Source organism: Chryseosolibacter histidinae, assembly GCF_018598225.1.
Lineage (GTDB): Bacteria > Bacteroidota > Bacteroidia > Cytophagales > Cyclobacteriaceae > Chryseosolibacter > Chryseosolibacter histidini.
Genome location: NZ_JAHESF010000016.1, coordinates 1 through 22,127, shown reverse-complemented (window position 1 = coordinate 22,127; position 22,127 = coordinate 1). Strand labels below are relative to the sequence as shown.

The 22,127-nt window shown below is 50.5% G+C and carries 22 protein-coding genes and 1 pseudogene; 12 read left to right on the top strand and 11 right to left on the bottom strand.

The annotated features are described in order from the left end of the window. The first annotated feature begins 32 nt into the window (after nucleotides 1–32). Nucleotides 33–308 (top strand): hypothetical protein, encoded by a 276-nt coding sequence (locus KK083_RS16975; RefSeq protein WP_254165014.1) that lies wholly within the window; start codon nucleotides 33–35, stop codon nucleotides 306–308. On the opposite strand, the gene KK083_RS16970 is transcribed toward KK083_RS16975, so the two are convergent. From KK083_RS16970 to KK083_RS16960, 3 genes are all read right to left on the bottom strand, one after another. Continuing rightward, a complete protein-coding gene (locus KK083_RS16970) occupies nucleotides 305–2,110 on the bottom strand; it encodes a PAS domain S-box protein (protein ID WP_254165012.1) in 1,806 nt (601 codons plus the stop codon). The genes KK083_RS16975 and KK083_RS16970 overlap by 4 nt on opposite strands. Nucleotides 2,111–2,146: 36 nt before the next feature. After that, nucleotides 2,147–2,764, bottom strand: a complete 618-nt coding sequence (locus KK083_RS16965; RefSeq protein ID WP_254165010.1) for a peroxiredoxin family protein — start codon at nucleotides 2,762–2,764, stop codon at nucleotides 2,147–2,149. A 291-nt stretch (nucleotides 2,765–3,055) separates the two neighbouring features. Further along, nucleotides 3,056–3,214, bottom strand: coding sequence for a hypothetical protein (locus KK083_RS16960; RefSeq protein WP_254165008.1), 159 nt, complete (start codon nucleotides 3,212–3,214; stop codon nucleotides 3,056–3,058). 109 nt (nucleotides 3,215–3,323) lie between these two features. Between KK083_RS16960 and KK083_RS16955 the strand changes: the two genes are divergently transcribed. The 7 genes from KK083_RS16955 to KK083_RS16925 all read left to right on the top strand — a co-directional run bounded on the left by KK083_RS16955 (nucleotide 3,324) and on the right by KK083_RS16925 (nucleotide 11,254). Continuing rightward, entirely contained in the window at nucleotides 3,324–3,554 is a 231-nt protein-coding gene (locus KK083_RS16955; RefSeq protein ID WP_254165006.1) for a FeoA family protein, read from the top strand. Further along, the gene (gene feoB / locus KK083_RS16950) at nucleotides 3,554–5,671 is read left to right on the top strand and encodes a ferrous iron transport protein B (protein WP_254165004.1); all 2,118 of its coding nucleotides are present in this window, start codon (nucleotides 3,554–3,556) and stop codon (nucleotides 5,669–5,671) included. Before KK083_RS16955 ends, feoB begins: the two co-directional genes overlap by 1 nt. Nucleotides 5,672–5,878: 207 nt before the next feature. Then, nucleotides 5,879–6,259, top strand: coding sequence for a tellurite resistance TerB family protein (locus tag KK083_RS16945; protein WP_254165002.1), 381 nt, complete (start codon nucleotides 5,879–5,881; stop codon nucleotides 6,257–6,259). A gap of 21 nt (nucleotides 6,260–6,280) precedes the next feature. After that, nucleotides 6,281–8,197 (top strand): peptidylprolyl isomerase, encoded by a 1,917-nt coding sequence (locus KK083_RS16940; RefSeq protein WP_254165000.1) that lies wholly within the window; start codon nucleotides 6,281–6,283, stop codon nucleotides 8,195–8,197. A 64-nt stretch (nucleotides 8,198–8,261) separates the two neighbouring features. Beyond that, nucleotides 8,262–9,401: a 5-(carboxyamino)imidazole ribonucleotide synthase gene (locus KK083_RS16935; protein ID WP_262899553.1), complete on the top strand. Its 1,140-nt coding sequence runs from the start codon at nucleotides 8,262–8,264 to the stop codon at nucleotides 9,399–9,401. Between the two features lies 1 nt (nucleotide 9,402). Continuing rightward, a complete protein-coding gene (gene purE, locus KK083_RS16930; RefSeq protein ID WP_254164990.1) occupies nucleotides 9,403–9,918 on the top strand; it encodes a 5-(carboxyamino)imidazole ribonucleotide mutase in 516 nt (171 codons plus the stop codon). A 64-nt stretch (nucleotides 9,919–9,982) separates the two neighbouring features. Beyond that, nucleotides 9,983–11,254, top strand: a complete 1,272-nt coding sequence (locus KK083_RS16925; protein ID WP_254164980.1) for a tellurite resistance TerB family protein — start codon at nucleotides 9,983–9,985, stop codon at nucleotides 11,252–11,254. Here KK083_RS16925 and KK083_RS16920 read toward each other — a convergent pair. The 5 genes from KK083_RS16920 to gpmI form a co-directional block, all read right to left on the bottom strand. Then, the gene (locus KK083_RS16920; RefSeq protein ID WP_254164978.1) at nucleotides 11,247–12,245 is read right to left on the bottom strand and encodes a TerC family protein; all 999 of its coding nucleotides are present in this window, start codon (nucleotides 12,243–12,245) and stop codon (nucleotides 11,247–11,249) included. The genes KK083_RS16925 and KK083_RS16920 overlap by 8 nt on opposite strands. Nucleotides 12,246–12,393: 148 nt before the next feature. Next, a complete protein-coding gene (locus KK083_RS16915) occupies nucleotides 12,394–12,810 on the bottom strand; it encodes a Fur family transcriptional regulator (RefSeq protein ID WP_254164976.1) in 417 nt (138 codons plus the stop codon). 3 nt (nucleotides 12,811–12,813) lie between these two features. Beyond that, the gene (locus KK083_RS16910) at nucleotides 12,814–14,601 is read right to left on the bottom strand and encodes an ABC transporter ATP-binding protein (protein ID WP_254164969.1); all 1,788 of its coding nucleotides are present in this window, start codon (nucleotides 14,599–14,601) and stop codon (nucleotides 12,814–12,816) included. A gap of 25 nt (nucleotides 14,602–14,626) precedes the next feature. Next, nucleotides 14,627–15,232, bottom strand: coding sequence for a hypothetical protein (locus KK083_RS16905; RefSeq protein ID WP_254164961.1), 606 nt, complete (start codon nucleotides 15,230–15,232; stop codon nucleotides 14,627–14,629). After that, on the bottom strand, nucleotides 15,213–16,736 hold the full coding sequence (gene gpmI, locus KK083_RS16900) for a 2,3-bisphosphoglycerate-independent phosphoglycerate mutase (RefSeq protein ID WP_254164959.1): 1,524 nt from the start codon (nucleotides 16,734–16,736) through the stop codon (nucleotides 15,213–15,215). Before gpmI ends, KK083_RS16905 begins: the two co-directional genes overlap by 20 nt. 225 nt (nucleotides 16,737–16,961) lie before the next feature. Here gpmI and KK083_RS16895 point away from each other — a divergent pair, with 225 nt between their 5' ends. From KK083_RS16895 to KK083_RS16880, 4 genes are all read left to right on the top strand, one after another. Next, nucleotides 16,962–17,366, top strand: coding sequence for a DUF4783 domain-containing protein (locus tag KK083_RS16895; protein WP_254164957.1), 405 nt, complete (start codon nucleotides 16,962–16,964; stop codon nucleotides 17,364–17,366). Nucleotides 17,367–17,467: 101 nt separating this feature from the next. Further along, nucleotides 17,468–18,325, top strand: coding sequence for a carboxylating nicotinate-nucleotide diphosphorylase (nadC, locus tag KK083_RS16890; RefSeq protein ID WP_254164955.1), 858 nt, complete (start codon nucleotides 17,468–17,470; stop codon nucleotides 18,323–18,325). A gap of 56 nt (nucleotides 18,326–18,381) precedes the next feature. After that, nucleotides 18,382–18,858 (top strand): YcxB family protein, encoded by a 477-nt coding sequence (locus KK083_RS16885; RefSeq protein ID WP_254164945.1) that lies wholly within the window; start codon nucleotides 18,382–18,384, stop codon nucleotides 18,856–18,858. 90 nt (nucleotides 18,859–18,948) lie between these two features. After that, nucleotides 18,949–19,422 (top strand): regulatory protein RecX, encoded by a 474-nt coding sequence (locus KK083_RS16880; protein WP_254164943.1) that lies wholly within the window; start codon nucleotides 18,949–18,951, stop codon nucleotides 19,420–19,422. Here the strand turns inward: KK083_RS16880 and lptB are convergent. The 3 genes and pseudogenes from lptB to KK083_RS16865 form a co-directional block, all read right to left on the bottom strand. Beyond that, on the bottom strand, nucleotides 19,413–20,168 hold the full coding sequence (gene lptB / locus KK083_RS16875; protein ID WP_254164941.1) for an LPS export ABC transporter ATP-binding protein: 756 nt from the start codon (nucleotides 20,166–20,168) through the stop codon (nucleotides 19,413–19,415). The genes KK083_RS16880 and lptB overlap by 10 nt on opposite strands. Further along, complete coding sequence (gene recJ / locus KK083_RS16870; RefSeq protein WP_254164933.1) at nucleotides 20,168–21,871, bottom strand: single-stranded-DNA-specific exonuclease RecJ; 1,704 nt, start codon at nucleotides 21,869–21,871, stop codon at nucleotides 20,168–20,170. The genes lptB and recJ overlap by 1 nt, the downstream gene beginning before the upstream one ends. A 4-nt stretch (nucleotides 21,872–21,875) precedes the next feature. Next, a pseudogene (locus KK083_RS16865) lies at nucleotides 21,876–22,127 on the bottom strand (hypothetical protein); the annotation flags it as partial.

Here is a 22,127-nt window from a genome sequence, read left to right as displayed (position 1 = left end):
TTGACCACAATAGGGATTTGTCTTCAAAGTACATGGAGATCGAGACTGAGCTTGACAAGGAAAGGCCAAAGGAAAGGAGAAAAACCTATACAAGGATAGCGTATATCGCCGATGCGCTTATCACACTGTTTTTGACCTTTATCGGGTTTTGTCTTTACGTTGGCAAGGAGCAGTTCCTGATAGAACTGATCAAGGTTTCGTTGTATCCAATACTGACGTTTGCCGGCTACTATGCAGGAACGCGAAAAAGAAAAACGAAAAAGAAAAAGAAGGAAGACTTCACTCCTGCGGAAGTAGTGGTCGACTAACTGGTGACTGCAGCCCCGTCCATCACAGCATGAGACTGCTTTGATTTTTCGAGCAACGTGCGGGCTACTTCCAGGTCCTGTTCCTTTTTCTTAAGCGCGGTGATATCACTTGCCAGCTTCAGAACGCGTAAAGGTTTCCCGTTTGTATCGCGAATGATAGAGTAGCTTCCTTTGATAAATACAGGGGCGCCGGTTTTTGTCACACGTTTATATTCGCCGGGACGGGCAATGCCCTGCCGCAAGTTCGACCAGAAGTCTGCGTACTCCTGCGAAGCAGCAAGCACTTTATCGACGAATATTCGATGATGCTTTCCCTTGATCTCGTCAAGCCGATAGCCCATCAACTCAGTGAAATGCCTGTTGGCTGTCACAATAGTTCCATCGAGGTCAAACTCGATCGAAGCAATGCCACTTTCTTCAATGGCGTTGAAGTGGTTCTCTGCTTCTACAGACTTTCGTCGCATTTCTTCCTGCGTTGCTGTAAGCTCTTCCATATTCTGACGCATTTCCTCCTCCTGCGATCTGAGCTCTTCCGTGCGCTGCTGCGATTCCGCCAGAAGCTTTTGAATGCGGGTTGTTGTCCTTGACGATATAATGGCTGACGCAATGTTCTCTGCCGCCTTTTGAACAAACTCCTTTTCATGCTCCTTGAGCTTCGAGAACGAGGCCAGCTCGATCACACCCACAACCTCGTCGCGTGTTTTAACAGGCACCAGGAAGATGCAGGAAGGTGTTGCCTCGCCGAGACCGGACGTGATCCGTATATACCCCGCGGGCACTGTAGTAATGTATATCGGATCTCTTTCGAGGAAACATTGTCCCACCAGACCGTCACCGGGGCTCACCTGCATCTTCAGATGTTTTTTGCGACCGTAAACATAACATGCCGCCATCTGAAGATATGATTCGTCCGCTGTCTCTTCATACAGGAACAAGGCGCCCTGATTGAACCTGCCATACTTAACAAGGCCTTTTATCAGTTCGTCATGCAGGCTCTGTGCATCGGTAGTGTTTTGCCTGATGATGTCAGAGATCGCATTGATACCTGTGGTAATGAACTTCTCTTCCGTCTCCCGTTCATTTGCCGATCGCAGGTTCTGTTGCATTACCAGCAACGATTTGCCCAGCTCATCGGTATCATCCATCACCTGGTAGTCTACCGTCAGGTTGCCCTTGCTCATCTGTTCGGCAAAAGCAATATTGGTTTTTACATTGGCAAGCTGCCGGGCCAGCACATTATTGTTTATGGCATCCCTTAAGGTGCTTCGCTCCAGGTCATATGCCCAGTACCCGCAGATCCCCATGATCACTGCGGCCAGAAAAGCGTGGAAGAGAAAAGCCTGAAGGTCCATATACGCAAGCTGGGTGAAGTAGATCTCTTTCATGCCGTTGTATTGCAGCCATGCAAATGTGGCGTGGTGTATGACCGTGATCAACAACAAAGGAATGATCAGTTTCCAGTTACGGAAGGTGATCAGCAGGGTCGAGCCAACAAAAAAGAAAAAATGCATTTCGAACAGGCCATGCATCTGATAAATGAACTGCGCTGAAAAAATCCCGAAAATGGCGCTCATCACATATTGATGAAGGTTCGAATCGGGAAGCATTGCCCGCACCGCGAAGTATGCCAGCATACACGAGCCGCCGGCAACAAGGGCTATCTGGAATGTATTATAGAAGAGCGCCAGGAAGAGTCCGAAAACAAAGTACAGACAAATGGCCACAGCGATGAGCCGGTTGGACGACCGGTTAATATCGTAAAATGCTTGCTCGATCTCCTGATCGGATAACTTGACAGCCATACTATAACGTTGATTAAAGCTTTATTCTCTGTTTGTTTAAAAGAATTCGATCTCATTCGCCGGCAGCTCACAGCCATACGATTGTGTTGCCAGTACATCAAACACAGGCGAAGGCTGTTTGTTCAGGAGCGCGATCAGTGACAGCTCGGCAAAATTGGTGGCGCGCGCAGTGCAATAGCGCGAGCGGTTGTAATTTCCTCTGTAATACAATTTGCCGGAAGCAGTGATGATGGCAGCCTGAGGCGTGGAATAAACCCCGCACGATCTGGCAATACGATCTTCCGTATCGCTTACATAATTCATGTCGTCGCCAAACTTGCTTTTTGCCTCGGCCACGGAAGCATGTTGTGGAACCACGATCACAAACCTGATGCTATCATGGTAATTGCGGATGAGCGATTGGATATGTTTTGCATTGAACCTCGAACACGGGCAATCAGGATTGTAAAAATGAAGGAAATAAGAAGGGCCGCGGCTCAGCGATGGTGGCAATGCAACATCTTCGCCCACCGATACGGCCACATAGGCTGACGGAATTGGTGTTGGTGTCAGGTACTTCAGTTCCTGCCTCCAAAAAATGCCTGCAATGGCGACACACGCCAAACAGAGCACAACAATAGCCAGCCATTTCCTGGTAAGGGAACTCGATTTCATTGAGCGATTAATTACCAACAAGACAAAAGCCCACTATCGCTGGCAAAAATCACTTTTGCAGTTGTTTTAGCGTCAGCATCATTGTTTGCGTTGGATGGGCTCCGGTCTAAACAAACAAAATTCGTGTTTAGACATACGTTTATTGCAGGCCGGCCGGATGTGTGTTTCTCAAAAAAATTTAAATCAAACCACCGGCCCCTGTATTAGGTTCGTTTACAACGTTTGCGGCTTAATGGCATACTCCGAAGAAACTATGGAGCAGAAATCTTACCCTGTTTCATCACATTCCTCTCAACCGCATCCCAGGTTCTTCTTCAGGTCACGGGCGGGGAGGCCACCGAAGTTGAAGGGATTTTCTTCAATGGCTTCCACAGGTTTCGGATCTGAAGGTGGAACCTCAGGCTTTGGTTTTTGCTGATCCGTTTTCTCTTTTTTTGGCTTTTTTCGCATCAAATCACCGTTTACAGGCTCAAACACATTCCTGAGATAAATCATTGCTTCACACCGGAACCGCGTCTATCTTTGCCTTGTTTAAAATTAATCTAAATTAAGTTTATTAGTGGAAAGCCTCAAGAATGTGGCCCAAATGAAGCCTGGGGATGTTGGGATCATTACCGGATTTACGGATGACCATCTGGCTGCAAAACTGATGGAAATGGGATGCCTCCCAGGTGTTCCTGTCCGCTTTAACTTCACCGCTCCGCTGGGTGACCCTGTGTGTATCAGCGTTTCAGGCTACGAGCTGTCGCTTCGCCTTGAAGAAGCCGCCACGATTTCAATCCTGAATTAATGTCGCACAAGAGGCAGAAAATTGCGTTGCTGGGAAATCCCAATTCAGGGAAGTCTTCATTGTTTAATCAGCTCACGGGTTTAAACCAGAAGATCGGAAACTTTCCAGGTGTCACGGTTGATAAACGGTCAGGCCATTGCGCACTGCCCGATGGAACTTCAGCAGAAGTCATAGATCTTCCCGGCATCTACAGCATTTATCCGCGAAGCCTCGACGAGCAGATCGTAGCAGAAGTACTGCTCGATCATCATTCTGAAACGACACCCGACAAAATTGTAGTTACCGCCGACGCCACAAACCTTAAACGTGGCTTGCTGCTGCTCACCCAGATCACTGATATAGGGTTGCCCACCATCCTTGCGTTGAACATGATGGACCTTGTAGCAAAGGCAGGCATCAATTACGATCTGAAAAAATTATCACAACGCCTCGGTGTGCCAGTGGTGCCCATCAACGCCAGGAATGGTATCGGATTGGACGAGCTGAAAAAAGTATTGAGTCAGCCGTTGAGCGCACCTCAAAAATCGGTGTTCAATATCTGGGACGATGCAAAAGCCCCTGTGAAGGAGCTCCGTGAAAAGACAGGGGTAGACAACGACTACGAAGCCTACCAGTTTCTCGAACAACCTAAGTCGCTGAAATTTCTGTCGAAGGAAAAACAGTTGGTGGTGGACCAGATCCGGTCGTCATATAATTTCTTTCCTGGCAAGTTCCAGGGTGCGGAGACCATTCAACGCTACAGCGTCATACAAGATTTGCTGAACGAGGTCATTTTAAAAACCGCCGATCATTCGTGGAAGAATTATTCCGGTAAGCTTGACCGCATCATGACCCATAAGGTATGGGGCTACCTGATCTTCTTCGCCATTCTCTTCCTGATCTTCCAGGCTATTTTTGCGTGGGCAACGGTGCCGATGGATTTTATCGATGCACAGTTCGCCAACCTGAGCAGCTACCTCAGCAGTATTTTACCAGACGGTCCGCTCACGAGCCTGCTCAGCGACGGTATTGTGCCGGGCATCGGTGGCATTCTCATCTTCATTCCGCAGATCGCCATCCTGTTCGCATTCATCTCCGTGCTGGAAGAATCGGGCTACATGGCACGCGTAGTATTTCTCATGGACAAGATCATGCGGAAGTTTGGTCTTAATGGCAAAAGTGTTGTGCCGTTGATGTCTGGTGTGGCCTGTGCCATTCCGGCGATCATGGCAACACGCACAATCGATAACTGGAAGGAACGCACCATCACCATCTTTGTCACGCCGCTGATGAGCTGTTCGGCGCGTTTGCCTGTATTCACCATCCTCATTGCACTGATCGTACCCAATCAAAGAGCACTGGGATTCTTTAACCTTCAGGGGCTCGCGCTGATGGGGCTGTACCTCCTCGGTTTCGTTGCGGCCATCGGCTCTGCGTGGGTGATGAAGTTTCTTATCCGCGTGAAAGAGCGCAGTTACCTCATCATGGAGCTGCCCACCTACCGGGTACCTAAATGGTCTAACGTGGGCTACACGATCATTGAAAAAACAAAGGCCTTTGTGCTGGAAGCCGGCAAAGTGATCATGGCCATTTCCATTGTGCTGTGGGTGCTGGCCAGCTACGGCCCCGGCGACAAGCTGGCGAACGCACGCGAGAACGTATTGAACGAATCACAGAACCTGAGACTGACGGAGCAAGGCCTCGAAGACCGCATCGCAGCTTACAAGCTCGAACACTCCTATGCCGGCATCATCGGCAAGGCCATCGAGCCTGCGATCAAACCGCTGGGCTACGACTGGAAGATCGGCATTGCGCTCATCACCTCGTTTGCCGCACGTGAAGTGTTTGTGGGCACGATGGCCACCATTTACAGCATCGGAAGCGTGAGCGATGAAGATAATGCCACCATCAAAACGAGGCTGAAAGAAGAGATAAATCCTGATACCGGCGGACCGCGGTTCACACCTGCCGTAGGGTTCTCGCTGCTGATCTTCTATACTTTTGCCATGCAGTGTATGAGCACACTCGCTGTGGTCTACCGTGAAACCAAGGGCTGGAAATGGCCCGCGCTGCAGCTGGCGTACATGACGTCACTGGCGTATGTGTGTGCTTTCGCAGTTTATCAGATGCTTTCGTAAGCCTTCCTGCTACCCAGCGCGTCGACAGACCACGGTCCACAGTCCACGGCAGGAATAGTCTTGTGTCGCTCAATCGTACTTCGTATCCGATAGTTATCGCGATGCACGTCGTACTTGTAGGCAATGTAATTTGACACTGCACGGCCGTGGACAGTGGACTGTCGACCGTGGACCATTTTTATTATCTTTGGCGCTTTCCTTCACCCCATGAAGCAAACTTACCATTTGGGACTGCTTTACCTGATACACCTGCTGATCAGTGCCGATGGGGTTATTGACGAGCATGAGCAGATCGCGCTCCACAACATCAAAGAACGTGAAGGCATACCCGATGAGCTTTTCAATGCGTTCGAAGGAATTGTGCTGAACAAAAAAGAACGCGAGATCTTTGAAACCGGAATAGACCTGGTGAACCAATGCACCCTTGAAGAGAAGCTCAATATCTTTGTGCTGCTTTACAAACTGTCTGAAGTGGATGGCCGCGTTCATGTAAAAGAGATCCGTTTCCTGTTGTACACCATCAAACTTTTAGGTGTTGAATTCGACGACGTGGTGAACAAAGCCAGGACATTACCTTCCCTGATATAAAAAAAATCCTTGATGAATCATATGACCCGTTTTTTGCTTTCAGGCCTGGCCGCGTGTGTTCTTGCTGCCTGCAATTCGTCCGACAAAACATCGCTCAATAAGTTCTCAGATCCGGTAATCGTCAGGATCGCAGACCTCCAGGATCGTCGTTCAACGGATAGCCTCCACTCATTTTTCTCGCATGAGAATGCTGCCTACCGGAAGGAAGCTGTACTCGCCTTCGCCTCCATCCAGGACTCTGCATCGGTAGATAAGGTGGCCACGGTACTGCTCACTGATCAGGATACAGCGGTGAGAAGGGCTGCGGCTTTTGCGCTGGGTCAGACCCGGTCATCGCGCAGTGGCAATGTGCTGAAGGACGCTGTGGCCAAGGAAAAAGACAACAAAGTGCTCGAAGAGATCGTGGAGGCCTACGGAAAGGTGACGAAGCAATGGACGCCTCCTGCAACCGATGTGAAGGCAGGCATCGCGTGGTCGCTGTACAGGGCAGGTTTGAATAATGCAACTGGTGTCTCTGACAATGCAACGGCGGCAGCGCTGCTGAATAAAAATGAAAGTGAACGTACCAGGTTAGGCGCAGCGCACTTCTTCGCCAGGGGTGCTAAAAATTTTGACGGCCTTCTGGAGGTCATCGGAAATGCCGCCACCACAGATCCTTCCGCTGATGTGCGCATGGCCGCTGCCGCTGCGCTCCGCAAGATCGTTTCTGACTCATCACTGATGGTGATAGAAAAGATCCTCGCCAACGAGCAGGATTACCGTGTGCGTGTAAATGCCATACAGGCGATGCGCGCGTTTCCTTTTGCAAAAATAAAAGATCACCTGTTAAAGGCGCTGAACGAAAAGAATGTGAACGCAGGCATCGCTGCCTCGGAGGTGATCAAGGCAACCATTACTGAAGAGTTCTGGATCGAGCTGGCCAACCGCGCGAGCGATCTCAAGAACTGGCGCATGCAGGCCAACCTCTACGAGGCCATCGTAAAAGTGAAGGAGAACAAAGCTGTGATCGATGAGATCAAAAACACCTATCAACGTTCGGGCAATCCTTACCAAAAGGCTGCCCTGCTCACGGCGTTGCAGCAATCCATGACGTCGCTCGACTTCATTGAAGCGGAGCTTCTGAAAGCAGATACTCCTGTGGTGAGATCGTCTGCCGCGGCAGCTATTGTGGAGCTCAATCGCAATAAAAAATTCCAGCCTTCTATGAAGCAACGGTTTGCCGGCCTGTATGTTAAAGCGATGCAGACAGGCGATGCGGCCGTGATCGGCTCGGTGGCAGCTGCCCTCGGAGATTCAACGCTGGGCTACCGCGATGTGATCAAGGACCCTTCATTCTTAACAGAGGCCAAACAGAAGCTTTCGTTACCCAGAGACAATGAAGCCCTCCAGCCGCTGGAAGCCGCCATTGCCTATTTCGAAAAAAGAAAAGCTCCTGCTGTTACCAATGCCTTCAATCATCCTATCGATTGGGCGCTTGTAAGAAGCATTCCGAAAGACCAGCGTGCCGTTATTCACACTTCTAAGGGTACCATCACGCTGCGGCTGCTGGTGGAAGAAGCGCCGGGTTCTGTTGCCAATTTTGTAGCGCTGGCACGGCAGCATTATTTCGATCAAAAATTCTTTCACCGTGTGGTGCCGAATTTTGTGATCCAGGCAGGTTGCAACCGCGGCGATGGCTGGGGCAGCGAAGACTATTCGATCCGCTCTGAGTTCTCACCACGGCGCTACACCACCGGAAGTGTGGGCATGGCGTCAGCGGGAAAAGATACCGAAGGCACCCAATGGTTCATCACCCACTCGCCTACCCCTCACCTCGATGGCCGTTACACCATTTTTGCGGAAGTGGAGAGCGGCATGGAAGTGGTGCACCATATCGGCGTAGGCGACCAGATCCTGAGTGTGGAAATAGAAAGTGCCGACGCACAGAAAGCGAAATAGGCATCGCACAAAAATCTTAGGGCGTTTGTCTGCGCATGGTTAAATTGCCACCAAACTTCAAACTTTGAGCCAGTCATTTCATCAGAACTTCAAGCTTGGCATTTTGGGCGGAGGCCAGCTGGGCCGTATGCTCATTCAGTCAGGCATCGACTTCAATATTCCTTTTGCTATTCTCGACCCCGATGCGAACGCGCCCTGTGCCTCACTGGCAGAGTTCCATACGGGCAAGCTTACAGACTTTGATACGGTGATGCAGTTCGGCAGCGCCTGCGACATCATCACCATCGAGATCGAGAACGTGAATACAGCGGCGTTGAAGGAGTTGGTGCGCCGGGGGAAAAAAGTATTTCCCCAACCCGAGGTCATCGAGCTCATCCAGGATAAGCGCGCACAAAAACAATTCTATCGCAATCACGGTATCCCTACTGCGGATTTTATACTCACGGCCAATGCCGAAGAAGTAAAGGCCAACAAACATTTCATCCCCGCGGTGAATAAGCTTGGCCGCGAAGGTTATGACGGAAGAGGTGTGCAGATCCTGAGAACGGAGGCCGACCTGTCGAAGGCATTCGATGCGCCGGGACTTCTCGAAAAGCTCATCGACTTCGAAAAAGAGATCTCGGTGATCGTGGCCCGAAACGAAAAGGGCGAAATAAAAACATTTCCTGTTGTTGAAATGGTGTTTCACCCGGTGCAGAACCTGGTGGAGTATCTTTTTGCACCGGCGCAGATCCCGGAAGCTGTTGCAAAGAAGGCCGAAGCCATTGCATCAGGGCTCATCACGCAGCTCAACATGGTGGGCTTGCTGGCGGTGGAGATGTTCATGACCAAAACCGGAGAAGTGCTGGTGAATGAAGTGGCACCGCGTCCGCATAACAGCGGGCATCAGACCATCGAAGCCAACATCACATCACAATATGAGCAGCATCTGCGCGCCATTCTCAATCTTCCGTTGGGCGACACTACGCAGATCATGCCCAGCGCCATGGTAAACCTGCTCGGCGAGCCCGGCTTCAGTGGCCTGGCGCAGTATCAGGGGTTTGACGAGGTAATGCAGGTTCCGGGTGTTCATGTGCATCTTTATGGCAAAAAGCTGACGAAACCTTTCCGGAAGATGGGACACGTCACCATTGTTGACCATGACCTCGGCAGCCTGAGGAAGAAAGCCGATCTTGTGAAGCATACACTTAAAGTTATTGCCTGATATGAGTAAACCGCTGGTAGGTATCATTATGGGCAGCCAGTCTGACCTGGGGGTTATGAAAGAGGCTGCTGAAGTTATGGAAGAGCTTGGCGTGCCTTATGAGCTCACCGTGGTGTCGGCGCATCGCACACCACTGCGCATGGTAGAATATGCATCTGAGGCCAGAAAAAGAGGTTTAAAAGTGATTATAGCCGGCGCAGGCGGGGCAGCACACCTCCCCGGCATGGTAGCCTCTCTTACGTCGTTACCGGTGATCGGAGTACCAGTCAAATCCAGCAACTCTATCGACGGATGGGATTCTGTGCTGTCTATACTTCAAATGCCTGGGGGCGTGCCGGTGGCTACCGTGGCGCTGAACGGTGCAAAAAATGCGGGCATTCTGGCAGCCCAGATCCTGGGATGCAACGATGCAACACTGGCCCAGGCGCTTGACCGATACAAATCTGAACTGAAGGAAAAGGTGGAGTCAGCTGCAAAAAACATGGATTTAAAGGGCTGGAAGGCCTCTTTGAAGTAAGCTGTTTTAAGATTGCCCGAAAATCTTTAATTTCCGGAACCCCTTGTCCCTTAAATAGTTCCCCATGAAACCAAGTGAAAAAGGCTGGTTGAAAGAATATCTCGATTTCCGCAAGGATCTGCTGGTGAGCCTGACAAGCGAAGCAGCGCGCAAGGGATCGCATCCCGAGCAGTCTCTTTACCGGATCATTCAGCCAACCGGGCTAATGTATGGACAGTCAGTAGGCATGGACCATCCCAGCCAGGAACAGTGGGGTGAAAAAGACAAAATGAAGATCCTGCTTGCCGAAAGCCTGATCAGCAGCTCCCTTCTTTTTTACGATAAAAAAGTCAATTCAGCAGAAGATGTCTCCGGGGTGATCTTCAAAACACTGGAGAACATCGGCAATTTTTACAACAACATTTTCCCGGAGCTTTCAACGCCGGCCAAGACTCTTTTCGGGCGGAAGAAAACACCCCTGGAAGTAGCCGAAAAGATCCTGGATAAAAGGATCGATCGCACCAGCGACTTCGAAGGAAATTTCTGGACCTACTTCTTTCACAACAGTCTGTTGTTCCTGGATGTTTTCATCTTCGGCCAGTGGATCCACACCAACGCAGACAGGATCGTGGCGGATTTTTTCCGTTACGAACGTGAAGAGCTGCGCTTCTCGGTGGTGAAGGTCATTGCGGCGGCCTCGCACGCCAACAAAGAAGTGGTTTACGAAGAAAAGAAGCTGCTCGATTTTTTCCTTCACAGCACTGACCTCTCTTCTGAAAAACGGAAGGAGGCGCTGAAGATATTCGAAAAAGGTATCGACATCAACGAGATCCACCTGCCTTCTGAAAACTCGTGGATTCTGAAAAAGTTCTTCCTTGAAATGGCCGTGCTCACCATCTGGGCCGACAAAAAAGTAGAACAGGCAGAGATCGATTTCCTGAAAAGATTTTGCACGCACCTGGGCTTCAGTGAAGAAGACTTGGAAAACAGCCTTATCGCCATCGAGGGATTTGTGCTGGAACATTGGGAACAGCTTGAGTATCTGCAAAACAAGCAGGACTATAACCAGGTGAGCGAACAGTTCATTAAACGTGTGGCCAGGATCGCTGAAAAGAACAAAGGACGTTTGATGAAAGAGCTTCAGGAAAGTGAAGAAGTGATGAGCCTGCTGAAAAAGGCGCGCTCAAACGAGCTCACGCTTGAAGAGAAGGAGCGGATGCGCAAGCAACTGATCCAGATCCTGAAAACCGTTCCTACGTTTGTGATTATTTCGCTGCCGCAAAAATTTTTGACGCTGCCCATCCTGCTGAAGATCCTACCGAAGAATCTCTTCGCCGAGGGCATTCATCCTAACTAACTTCTTCCGGCGGCTGCTCGCTTCTTCTGGGTATCAGCACCGAGAAGATGATAGACAGCGTCAGTGTGGCAATGATGACAGTAAACGACAGGTATACGTTAACGTCGATGTGCCAGATCTCCAGCAACATTTTGGCACCAATGAAGAACAGGATGATAGACAATCCTTTTTGCAGGAGGTAGAACTTGTCGATGATACCCGCCAGCAGGAAGAACATCGCCCTGAGACCCATCACGGCAAAGATATTAGACGTATAGATCAGGAACGGATTCTGTGTGATGGCAAAAGCTGCGGGAATGGAATCCACGGCAAAGATCAGGTCAGTGGTCTCGATCAGCACAATCACCAGGAACAGCGGTGTGAACAACAGTCTTCCGTCTTCGCGGATCATAAATTTGCCGCCGTGATCCACCCCTGACATCGGGAGGTATTTTTTACAAAACTTCAGGATCGGATTCTTCTCGGGCTCGATCTTCTCATCGCCATCCTCAAAATAGATGCGGATACCGGAGTAGATCAGGAACACGCCGAAGATGTACAGGATCCAGCTGAACTTGTGGATGAGCAACGCGCCCACGAAAATAAAGATAGCCCTGAATACGATGGCGCCGAGAATACCCCAGAAGAGGATGCGGTGGTAATAGGTCTCGTTTACCTTGAAGTATTTGAGAATTAAAAGGATAACAAAAATATTGTCGACCGAAAGCGCATACTCCGTCAGGTAGGCCGAGAAATACTCGATTGCCCCCTCCGCTCCCGTCTCATCATATAAGTAAATAAAAAGACCAAACAGGGTTGAGATGCACACCCAGAAAATGCTCTGGTAGAGTGCGGACTTGGTGCTTATTTTATGGGCTTGCTTATGGAACAAGCCAAGGTCAAGCACCAGGAAAAGGATGATGATAAATCCAAAGATCCCAAAAAGAATGATCTCTCTTTCGCTTAAATCGCCGAAAAGGGATGCTCCAAGTATGTTAAAATGTACTAGCAAACAGGGTTCAGATTTCTATTTAGAAGCTAATAATCCCCAAAAAAAAGAACTACAGGCTTCGGCCAACCTTCAAAACTACAAATATATTTTAATCCCGAAAACTTACACGAATGATTTATCCCAAGGATTTAAAAAAGATGTAACAGCCTCATGCAGAGCAGCTCTCGCACACACCCTGGATCAGCAGGTTCAATTCTTTGGCTTTATAACCTTTCGGCAGTTTAACGGGGGGGATCTCAACGTTCAGGCAGTTGGTCTGCCCGCAGTGGGTACACTTGAAATGAACGTGGTTGTGGTGATGGCCGGTAGCGGTACATGCATCATTGCACAGCGCATATTTCAGGCTGCCTTCATCGTCCAGCACCTTATGGATCAGGCCTTTGTCAAGGAATGTTTTCAGCGTGCGATAGACGGTAACACGGTCGAGCGCGTTGCTGATCTCTTTTTCGATATCGCCGTGCGAAAGGGCGTATTCTTTTTTCAGGAACAAATGCAGTATCTCCTGCCGGCTGGGCGTCGAGCGCAGCCTGAAATCTTTCAAAAGACGGTTGGAGACGGCATTCATTACTTATTGCAATTGCAGTTTCAGCAAGTTACTATAAATACCATTGTTGAGCCTGGTTAGTTCGGCGTGCGAACCCATTTCGGCCAGCTTTCCCTGCTGTATTACAAAGATACGGTCTACTTTCTTAATAGTGCTGAGCCGGTGTGCAATTATAATGGTGGTCCTTCCTTCCATCAGCTTTTCGAGGGCCTCCTGCACCAGCACTTCAGAATGCGCATCGAGCGAGCTGGTGGCTTCATCGAGGATCAGGATCACCGGATCTTTCAGGATAGCACGGGCAATAGCAATGCGTTGACGTTGCCCGCCCGACAGTTTCACACCCCGCTCGCCCACCAGGGTCTCGAATTGTTCAGGGAAGCCCTCTATAAATTCGAGCGCGTTGGCTTTGCGCGCGGCTTCCCGTACTTGCTCATCGGTGGCGTCGGGCCGGCCATAACGGATATTTTCCCGGATGCTGCCGCCGAACAAGATCACTTCCTGTGGCACCACGCCGAGGTTGTGCCGGTAGGCTGTCAGGTTGAAGTCGTTCACGTCCTGGCCATCGACCCTGATCATACCCTGCTGGATCTGGTAGAACCGCATCAGCAGGTTGATGATGGTTGATTTCCCGGAGCCGCTTTGACCCACCAGCGCCACTTTCTCGCCTGCGCTGATGGTGAAGTTGAGGTCTTCAAGCACCTGGTAATCCTTACGGGATGGATACGCGAATGAAACATTTTCAAAGCTGATGGCACCGTTCAGATTCAGCTTGCCCGCCTCCGGCTCCGCTTCATCCTGGTGATACAGGATCTCCAGCACCCTTTCGGAGGCGCCGATAGACCGCTGGACCTGGGTGAAGATCTCGCCAAGACCTGCGATTGAAAATCCGATGAACGATGTGTAGAACACAAACGCAAACAGCTCGCCTACAGAAAGCGCGCCCGACTGCACCAGGGTGGCGCCATACCAGCCCACCGCCACAATGCCGCCAAAAAGCGCGAAGACAATAAAGGAGATAAAGATGCCGCGGTAACGCGCAGACTGGATGGCGACGCTCACTACTTCTTTCAGCGCCCTGCCATACCGGTTGATCTCGAACAGCTCATTGGTAAAAGCCTTCACGATAAAGATCGACTGCAGCGACTCCTCCACCACCACGTTGGCGTCAGCAAGTTTGTCCTGTGTTTTTTTCGAAAGCTTGCGGATGTATTTGCCGAAGATGAGCGCAGCGATCACCAGCACCGGGAAGGTGAGCAGCATGAAGCCAGCCAGCGAAGGTGCCAGGTAGAAGATGATGCCTATGCCGAACAGCAACGTGAGCACCTGGCGAAGCAGCTCCGCCAGCGATGTGGTGAAAGTCTCTTGCAACGTGCCCACATCGGCCGTGATGCGACTCATCAGCTCGCCAACCCTGCGGCTATCGAAAAAGCTCATGGGCAGCCACACCACTTTTTCATACACAGCCTTTCTCAGGTCTGCCATGCCACGCTCGCTCACGATGGCGAAGGTGTACACGCGGACAAAAGAAAAAACGCTTTGCACCAGCAGGATGCCCAACAACGCAACTACTACATGATTGATGTTGCCGAAATATTTTCCTTTGCCTGTGGCAACGTCGAGCAGCTCGCCAGACAGGCGTGGAAACGCCAGCAGTAAAAGGCTCGAGAGGGCAAGTGCGATCAACCCCAGGATGAACAGCCCCTTGTAGGGAAGCATAAACCGGAATGCGCCCGCCAGGCGTTGCAGGTTTTCTTTTGTCAGCTTTCGCTTCTCTTCTTTCGCCAGCGGCGCTTTTCCACCTCTTTTTGCCATAGTTCTCGCGATGCTTCGCGCCTGATTAATCTATTTGAATTTTTCCCCGCACAGAGAACGTTACCGAATCGCGCATGATCATCTTCTGGCCTCCCTCTATAGTGTAGGATGTGAGCACTGTTTTATTGTTGATCTGCTGAAATTCCATCAATAATGTTTTTGAGCTTTGATAAAGCGAGTTCGCTTCCGCATACACCGCTTCGATCTTGCGGGGCTTCTTGATAGAATTGTCATAGTAGATGCGCATCGACATCACAGGCAGCGGCTCGGTGGCAGTGAAGGCTTTCACCGTCAGGTTGCTGCTTGGATCGTACAGGCCATCGTCAACAATATAAATGTCGCGGTTCACAGGTTTGTTGATCTCGTGCAGCTGCCTGAAAACGTCCAGCTCATCGGTCCAGGCGGTGGTGTCTTTCGGTGTATACACAGACTTATCCGTTTGGCCGCCCAGCGTTGCTTCCTTGTGAAGCACAGCCTTCACGGCGGCCAGCGTTCTGATCTGGGCCGACACCAGACTGTCTACCGGATAAAAGGCTGACCCCTCTCTGCCAGACTCGCATCCGGTGAGGAGCGCAGCCAGCATGAGCAGGCTCAGAAAAATGCTGCAACGATTATTTTTCCAGCAACACATCTCCTGTCATTTGTTCCGGACGGCCGATGCCCATCAATGCCAGTATGGTAGGAGCAAGATCGCCGAGCTTTCCATTCTTCAGTTTGCCTTTATAGCTGTCATCCACCAGAATGCAGGGCACCAGGTTGGTAGTGTGGGCTGTGTTGGGTGTGCCGTCATCGTTGATCATGATATCGGCGTTGCCGTGGTCTGCAATGATGATCACCGCATAATCGTTCTTGAGGGCAGCCTCGGTCACTTTCTGCGCGCAGAGGTCAACGGTCTCACAAGCTTTCACCGCGGCCTCAAAAACACCGGTGTGCCCCACCATGTCAGGGTTGGCAAAATTGAGGCATATAAAATCCGCCGACTTCGCATTCAGCTCCGGAATGATCTTGTCTTTGATGTCGTAAGCGCTCATCTCGGGCTTCAGATCGTAGGTAGCCACTTTTGGCGAAGGGCACATGAGGCGGGTCTCTCCGGGAAACGCCTCTTCACGGCCTCCCGAGAAAAAGAAAGTAACGTGCGGATACTTTTCCGTTTCCGCGATGCGGATCTGTTTCTTTCCCGCAGCGGCAACCACCTCGCCGAGGGTCATCTCAAGATTATCTTTATCAAAAATGATCTTCACGTTCCTGAACGTGTCGTCATAGTTGGTAAGCGTGATGTAGTAGAGATCCATCTTCTTCATTCCCTGCTCGGGGAAATCCTGCTGGGTCAGTGCCTGGGTGATCTGCCTGCCGCGATCCGTTCTGAAGTTGAAGCACAACACCACGTCTCCTTCCTGGATGGTGGCTACGCGCTGCTGGCTGTCAGTAACAACAATGGGTTTGATAAATTCATCAGTCACATTGTTGTCGTACGAACGCTGCACAGCTTGCAGGGGATCGTTTGTTTTTTCTCCGATGCCTTTCACCATCAGGTCGTAGGCGAGCTTCACGCGTTCCCAACGTTTGTCGCGGTCCATGGCATAATATCGCCCTACGATGCTGGCCAGTCTGCCCGTGGTCTTATTGAGATGACCGATCAGGTCTTTTAAATAATCTTTTCCGCCTTTCGGGTCGGTGTCGCGTCCGTCGGTGAAGGCGTGCACGAACAAATTTTTGATATCGTTCTTATGAGCGATGGTGATGAGGCCTTTGAGGTGGCCGATGTGGGAGTGCACGCCGCCATCTGAGAGCAGGCCGATGTAGTGCACATTTTTGTTGTTCTTTTTCGCGTAAGCAAAAGCATCGAGCAGCACGGGGTTGTGGTCGAGCTCATGTTCGTCTATCGCTTTGTTCACCCGAACGAGGTCCTGGTAAACAACCCTTCCGGCGCCGATGTTCATGTGACCCACTTCTGAGTTGCCCATCTGGCCCGCAGGCAAGCCAACGGCCAATCCGGAAGCTTCCAGTTTGCTGTGAGGGTATTTCCCGTACAGAGAATTAATAAACGGTGTGTTCGCCTTATCAATCGCCGACACTTCTTTCTTGGTGGCAATACCCCAGCCATCCAAAATCATCAGCAAAACTTTTTTATTCATAGGATATAATCAGTATCAACAAACAAAGGCCTCAAATTCACCGCAAAAGCCCTTTCAGGATGTAAGAAATGAATTCATACCTTTACAAAGCGCGCAAATATAGGCATGGATTGTAAGATTTTATTGGAGAATCTCAGATTGCCCTTTCCGGTAACAGCACGGCCATGATTTAAATTTCTTTATCTTTCAACAATGGCATAATTTTAGCCGCAAACAAACACTGTCATGAAGGAGAAAAGGTCACAGGCGTTACTGGTCATCATTGCAGCACTTACCTTACAAGTGTTTGCCGCCATGGCGCAAAATGATGTTATCGGCATGATCAGGGAGACCATCAAGGCAGGGAGCGCTAAAGAACTTTCCAGGTACCTGAATCAAACGGTGGATGTTACCATAGAGGGTAAGGTGGAATCGTACAGCAAATCGCAGGCGGAGTTTGTTTTCAGGGATTTCTTCAAACAGCATCCTCCTTCCGAATTTGGCATCATTCACCAGGGTTCCTCCAGGGGAGGCCAGCCTTTTGCCATCGGGCAATACAAAAGCGGTGACGATGTATACAGGGTATTCATGAAGATCAAGTCTATCAACAACCAGCAGCTGCTTCACGAGATCTCTTTTTCCAAAGAATAGCGCCTGTTTCCCTGCCGGCGCTGGCATTCCTATCTAAAATATTTACCCGTAAACCTGTCAGGCGGGCTTTATTGTGATCAATCCTGATTTATTTTTGCACGGTGAAACCGGCATATATCACCGATGATTTTCTGAAGCAGTTCATTGCTTCGGCGCTGAAAGAAGACCTCGGCGATGGTGACCATTCGTCGCTGGCAGCCATCCGGCCAGACGCCACAAGCCGCGCCCGGCTCCTGGTAAAAGATACTGGAATACTGGCCGGGGTGGAGATGGCCTGGAAGATCTTTCACACGGTAGACAAGAGCCTGCGGGTTGATGTGCAGCTTACAGACGGTTCGGAGATCAAAACCGGCGATATTGCGCTCACCGTCTCCGGGTTGTCAAGATCCATTCTCGCTTCCGAAAGGCTTGTGCTGAACGTGATGCAGCGCATGAGCGGGATCGCCACCAAGACCCGGCACCTCGTGAACCTCGTAAAAGGCACGGGAAGCCAGCTGCTGGATACACGCAAAACAACCCCCAACTTCAGGCTGCCTGAAAAATGGGCCGTGGTGATCGGCGGGGGCCATAATCACCGCATCGGTTTGTACGACATGATCATGCTGAAAGACAATCATATCGACATGGCGGGAGGAATTAAAGAAGCAATCAACCGTACAAACGATTATCTTCGCGCCACCGGTAAAAAACTGAAGATCGAGATCGAAACACGGAACCTGGAAGAGGTCAAAGCCGTGCTGGAAACCGGGAACGTAGATGTGATCATGCTCGATAACATGGATAACGACACCATGAAAGAAGCTGTGCGGCTGATCGGCGGCAAATACAAAACGGAGGCGAGCGGCGGCATCACCGAAGCCAATATCCGGAGCGTTGCCGAATGTGGCGTGGATTACATCTCCATCGGTGCACTGACGCACTCTGTAAAAAGCCTCGACCTGAGCTTAAAGGCATTTTAGAAATTTTAATAAAGGATCGCCCTGGCTGTGATCCCCTAACTTGTGAATACAGATTTATGATCGTTAAAACCAAAAATTACAAACTCGACAAAAAAACATATATACGCCTTGCGTTCAACAACGTGATCAGGAAACAGGGATGGATCGCCGCTGCGGCAGCTTTCGTCATTTGCCTTTTCTATATCTGGATACCCAGCATCTGGTGGTTCATCGGTGCCGGCGTGGGCCTCGGCCTCTACCTGCTTTTCTGGTGGATCCAGTTTTACGGCGTCACGCAACTGGAGCAAGGCAAGATGTTGTTCGAAAAATTCTCTTACGAGATCAGCAGCCAGCAGATCGTGATGAAAATAAATCCGCGCGAAGGAATGCCACTGAAGTGGGATCAGATCACCCGCGCCGAGATCGGCAAAGACAGCTTTGTGCTGTTCGTGAACAAGGCCCAGCTGATCCACCTGCCTTTCAGGATCTTCAATACCGACAACGAACGGAAATTTCTGACCAGCATTTTGAAGAACAAGGGACTCGTGAAATAGTAAGCAGTAGGCAAAGGACATTAGGCAATCCCGGAAGCTATCGGAAGCAGTAGGCAACCGCCGTACCTCGTATTTCGTACCTCGTACCTAGTGAAGACTTATTCTCAACAAGAGGCTAAAGGAAAGATCCAGCGCTACTGTGCTTACCAGGAGCGCTCTCACCGCGAGGTGCGCAACAAGCTTTTTGAGTATGGCCTGAGTCGCAGCGATGTGGATGAGCTCATCGTTGACCTCATTACCGACGGATTTCTCAACGAAGAACGGTATGCCAAGGCCTTTGCGGGAGGAAAGTTCAGGATGAAAAAGTGGGGCCGGCTGAAGATCATCAACGCGCTCGAAGCACAGGGCCTTTCGGCGAATTGTATCCAGTCGGGACTTCGCGAGATCGATGCTGAAGACTACGAAAGAACGCTTACTGAATTCCTGGAAAAGAAAATCTCAGCCGTTGATGATGACAACATTTACAGCAAGCGCGACCGGCTTTCCAAAGCCGCCATATTGAAAGGTTACGAGCCCGAGCTGGTCTGGAAAATATTACGCGAGATCGTGCCCGATCACAAATAAGTATCCTGGATGTTGATCTTCGCGCGGCGCAGCTCGAAGTTCTGCCCGAGATACACCTTGCGCACCTGTGGATCGTTGGCGAGCTCTTCGGCGGTACCTGACTTGAACAGCTTTCCGTCAACCATGAGGTAAGCACGGTCCGTGATCGAAAGTGTTTCGTCTACGTTATGGTCGGTAATGAGGATGCCGATGTTCTTGTTTTTAAGCCTCGCCACGATGGTCTGGATCTCTTCCACGGCAATAGGGTCAACACCCGCGAAAGGTTCATCGAGCAGCACAAAGTTCGGGTCAACCGCCAGCGCCCTCGCGATCTCCGTACGCCGGCGCTCGCCACCCGACAACGACATACCGAGACTTTTCCGAACCTTCTGAAGGCTGAACTCTTCAATGAGCTGCTCCACTTTATCCTTGCGCTGTTGTTTGGTGTAGTCTCTCATCTCGAGCACGGCCATGATATTCTCCTCCACGGTGAGCTTCCTGAAAACGGAAGCTTCCTGCGCCAGGTATCCGATACCTTTCTTGGCGCGCTGGTACATGGGCAGTGGCGTGATCTCTTCTGTATCGAGGAAGATCTTGCCTTCATTGGGCTTGATCAGCCCCACGATCATATAGAAAGAAGTGGTTTTACCTGCTCCGTTCGGGCCCAGCAACCCTACGATCTCACCCTGGGCTACCTGCACAGAAACGTTGTTCACCACCGTGCGTGTCTTATACTTCTTGATCAAATGCTCTGCCCGCAATATCATCACGAATCGAATTTTAAATCTTTTATCCTTAACTGTACAGATGTTGTGCCGTTGTATACGTTCTCTTCAACGGTGAACGCCATCCTGAAAACATCACCCCTTGCCACCTGCTGGTAATGCTCGGCCATATCGAAGCCCACGGCCTGAAAAACATTGTCGCTTCCCTCCTGCCGCGCCAGAAACTTGATGTGGCGGTCTCTAAAGCTTGAAAGCGAATTGAAGACGTAAACGTTCCTGGCTTCGAACACCGGCTTCTGGTTTTCGGGGCCAAACGGACCCATCTGCTTTAAGATGTTCAGAAACTTGGGGCTGATGGCGTCAAACTGAATAGAAAGGTCGATGTCTATGACGGGAATCAGCATTTCGTCTGTGATGGTAGATGAGACCACTTCTTCGAAACGCTGCTGAAAGGCTTCGAGGTTGCTGGCATCGAGTGTAAGCCCAGCCGCATATTTGTGGCCGCCGAATTTTTCGAGCAGGTCGCTGCACTCGAGAATAGCGTTGTACAGATCAAATCCGTAAACGCTGCGCGCGGAGCCTGTGATTTTATTATTCGATTCGGTAAGGATCACGGTGGGCCTGTAAAATTTTTCCACACATCTAGCAGCAACTATGCCAATAACGCCTTTATGCCAGGTGTTTTTGAAAAGTACCGTAGACTTAGACGGCCGCACCATATTGTTGGTCTCGATCATGGCGATGGCCTCTTCTGTGATGGACGAATCGAACTCTTTCCGTTCGTCGTTGCTCAGGTTTATTTTCGCTGCCAGCGCATTGGCTTCTTCTTCTGTTTTGGCGATCAGGAGCTCCACCGCTGCTCTACCGTGTGCCACGCGGCCGGCAGCATTGATCCTCGGGCCGAGCGTGAACACGATGCCCGATACATCGAGGTCGTTCTTGATGCCTGCAATGTCTTTCAACGCCTTCAGCCCAGGCAGCGGATCTTCGTTCAGCTTCTTCAAACCAAAATACGCCAGCACCCGGTTCTCGTCCACAATGGGTACAATATCGGAGGCGATGCTCACCGCCACCAGATCGAGGAACTGGTAAAGGTCTTTTTCATCGCGGTAAAGCCTCGCGTAAGCCTGCATGAGCTTGAACCCGAGGCCACAACCGCTCAGCTCCCTGCACGGATAGTTGCAGTCTTCCTGTTTCGGATCGAGCACCGCCACCGCCGTGGGTACGGTCTCTTCCGGAAGGTGGTGATCGCAAATAATAAAGTCTATTCCTTTCTGTTGCGCGAGCCGCACCAGCTCAAAAGACTTGATGCCACAATCAAGGGCAATGATGAGTGAATATCCGTTCTGCTCAGCCCAGTCGATGCCGGCCAGTGAGATGCCGTAACCTTCACTGTAGCGATCGGGGATATAAGCTTCACAATTAGGATAGAACTTTCTCAGGTAGCTGTATACCAACGATACGGCTGTTGTTCCGTCAACATCGTAATCGCCATAGATCAGTATCTTTTCTTCATTGTCGATGGCGAACTTCAATCGCTTCACAGCTTTATCCATATCCTTCATCAGGAAAGGATCGTGAAGATTTTCAAGTGAAGGGCGGAAGAATTTTTTTGCCGAATCGAAATCGCTGATGCCCCGCTGAATCAGCACGGTAGAGAGGTATGCGTTTGTGTTGATAGCCTTGGAGAGCGCTTCAACCCGCTCCCGCGATGGAATTTCCCTATATAACCAACGCTTCACCATTCAATTACTGATTTTCAAAGAGAACTGCTCCATTCGTTGACGCCTTGCCATTTGTTCCGCCGACACCCGGTGTGCCTGATCTTCCATTGTTCTTGGTGGGACCGAGCCCCGCACCTCCGCCATACCCTGCAAGACCTCCGTAACCGAAGGCACCGCCCTTGTTATAAACCGCGAGGGCGTTGCCGATCAGCGCTTTTACACTGGCAGCATCTTTTCCGCCAAGCATCAACGTTCCGCCATGCCCTCCGTTTCCTCC

Bases quoted from the DNA above. Each gene is read 5' to 3' on its own strand.
- KK083_RS16910 (WP_254164969.1), bottom strand. From the start codon at position 14,601: ATGGCAAAAAGAGGTGGAAAAGCGCCGCTGGCGAAAGAAGAGAAGCGA.
- KK083_RS16925 (WP_254164980.1), top strand. From the start codon at position 9,983: ATGAAACCAAGTGAAAAAGGCTGGTTGAAAGAATATCTCGATTTCCGC.
- recJ (WP_254164933.1), bottom strand. From the start codon at position 21,871: ATGGTGAAGCGTTGGTTATATAGGGAAATTCCATCGCGGGAGCGGGTT.
- feoB (WP_254165004.1), top strand. From the start codon at position 3,554: ATGTCGCACAAGAGGCAGAAAATTGCGTTGCTGGGAAATCCCAATTCA.
- lptB (WP_254164941.1), bottom strand. From the start codon at position 20,168: ATGATATTGCGGGCAGAGCATTTGATCAAGAAGTATAAGACACGCACG.
- KK083_RS16895 (WP_254164957.1), top strand. From the start codon at position 16,962: ATGAAGGAGAAAAGGTCACAGGCGTTACTGGTCATCATTGCAGCACTT.
- KK083_RS16975 (WP_254165014.1), top strand. From the start codon at position 33: ATGGAGATCGAGACTGAGCTTGACAAGGAAAGGCCAAAGGAAAGGAGA.
- KK083_RS16915 (WP_254164976.1), bottom strand. From the start codon at position 12,810: ATGAATGCCGTCTCCAACCGTCTTTTGAAAGATTTCAGGCTGCGCTCG.
- KK083_RS16965 (WP_254165010.1), bottom strand. From the start codon at position 2,764: ATGAAATCGAGTTCCCTTACCAGGAAATGGCTGGCTATTGTTGTGCTC.
- purE (WP_254164990.1), top strand. From the start codon at position 9,403: ATGAGTAAACCGCTGGTAGGTATCATTATGGGCAGCCAGTCTGACCTG.
- KK083_RS16970 (WP_254165012.1), bottom strand. From the start codon at position 2,110: ATGGCTGTCAAGTTATCCGATCAGGAGATCGAGCAAGCATTTTACGAT.
- KK083_RS16905 (WP_254164961.1), bottom strand. From the start codon at position 15,232: ATGTGTTGCTGGAAAAATAATCGTTGCAGCATTTTTCTGAGCCTGCTC.
- KK083_RS16960 (WP_254165008.1), bottom strand. From the start codon at position 3,214: ATGCGAAAAAAGCCAAAAAAAGAGAAAACGGATCAGCAAAAACCAAAG.
- KK083_RS16940 (WP_254165000.1), top strand. From the start codon at position 6,281: ATGACCCGTTTTTTGCTTTCAGGCCTGGCCGCGTGTGTTCTTGCTGCC.
- gpmI (WP_254164959.1), bottom strand. From the start codon at position 16,736: ATGAATAAAAAAGTTTTGCTGATGATTTTGGATGGCTGGGGTATTGCC.
- KK083_RS16885 (WP_254164945.1), top strand. From the start codon at position 18,382: ATGATCGTTAAAACCAAAAATTACAAACTCGACAAAAAAACATATATA.
- KK083_RS16945 (WP_254165002.1), top strand. From the start codon at position 5,879: ATGAAGCAAACTTACCATTTGGGACTGCTTTACCTGATACACCTGCTG.